Annotated in this window: 2 protein-coding genes; both read left to right on the top strand. The window is 66.6% G+C overall.

Going from position 1 to position 1,152, the window contains the following annotated elements; translation table 11 throughout:
• Nucleotides 1-683: acetyl-CoA C-acyltransferase (locus tag PMI12_RS15755; RefSeq protein ID WP_007834267.1), on the top strand; the 683-nt coding region annotated here is incomplete at its 5' end.
• A gap of 10 nt (nt 684-693) precedes the next feature.
• Nucleotides 694-1,152, top strand: a 459-nt coding sequence (locus PMI12_RS15750; protein WP_007834264.1) for an acyl-CoA dehydrogenase family protein, incomplete at its 3' end; no start/stop codon positions are given.

Below are 1,152 nucleotides of genomic sequence, written 5' to 3'. Positions count from 1 at the left end.
CCAAGTACAAGTTCACGCGCGAGCGGCAGGACGCCTTCGCCATCGCCAGCGTCGAACGCGCCAAGAAGGCCACCGACACCGGCCTCTTCAAGGACGAGATCGCGCCCGTCACCGTCAAGGGGCGCGGCGGTGAGACCGTGATCTCGGTCGACGAGGGCCCGGGCAAGGTCAAGCTCGACAAGATCCCCACGCTCAAGCCCGCGTTCAAGAAGGAGGGCGGCACCATCACCGCCGCATCGAGCTCGTCGATCAACGACGGCGCGGCTGCGCTGGTGATGATGACCGAGTCGCACGCCAGGAAGATCGGTGCCAAGCCTATCGCCCGCCTCGTCGGCCATGCCACGCACGCGCAGCAGCCGGAGTGGTTCTCGACCGCCCCGGTCGGCGCCGTCGCCAAGCTGTTCAAGAAGACCGGCTGGACCGTCAAGGACGTCGACCTCTGGGAAGTGAACGAGGCCTTCGCCGTGGTGCCGATGGCGCTGATACACGAGCTCGACGTGTCGCACGAGATCGTCAACGTGAACGGCGGCGCGTGCGCGCTGGGCCACCCGATCGGTGCGAGCGGTGCGCGCATCATGGTCACGCTGATCCATGCGCTGAAGGCGCGCGGCAAGAAGCGCGGCGTGGCCACCTTGTGCATCGGCGGGGGCGAAGGAACCGCCGTCGCTATCGAACTGGTGTGAGGACTGCACCATGTTGCTGAGTACTGACCAGGAAGCAATTCGCGACGCGGTGCGCGATTTCTCGCAAGCCGAACTCTGGCCCAACGCCGCGAAGTGGGACCGCGAGCACAGCTTTCCCAAGGAGGCTCACCAAGGCCTTGCGGCACTGGGTGCTTACGGCATCTGCGTACCCGAGGAAGACGGTGGCGCGGGCCTCGACTACCTCACGCTCGCGCTGGTGCTCGAAGAAATCGCGGCCGGCGACGGCGGCACCAGCACCGCCATCAGCGTGACCAACTGCCCCGTCAACGCCATCCTCATGCGCTATGGCAACGCGCAGCAGAAAAAGAAGTGGCTCGAGCCGCTGGCGCAGGGCCGGATGCTCGGCGCCTTCTGCCTTACCGAGCCGCAAGCCGGCAGCGATGCATCGAGCCTGCGCACCACCGCGCGCAAGGACGGCGACGGCTACGTGATCGACGGTGTGAAGCAG

Source organism: Variovorax sp. CF313 (genome assembly GCF_000282635.1).
In the GTDB taxonomy this organism is placed as follows: domain Bacteria; phylum Pseudomonadota; class Gammaproteobacteria; order Burkholderiales; family Burkholderiaceae_C; genus Variovorax.
The sequence above is the reverse complement of the archived record's forward strand: the minus strand, read 5'-3'. Positions and strand labels throughout refer to the sequence as shown.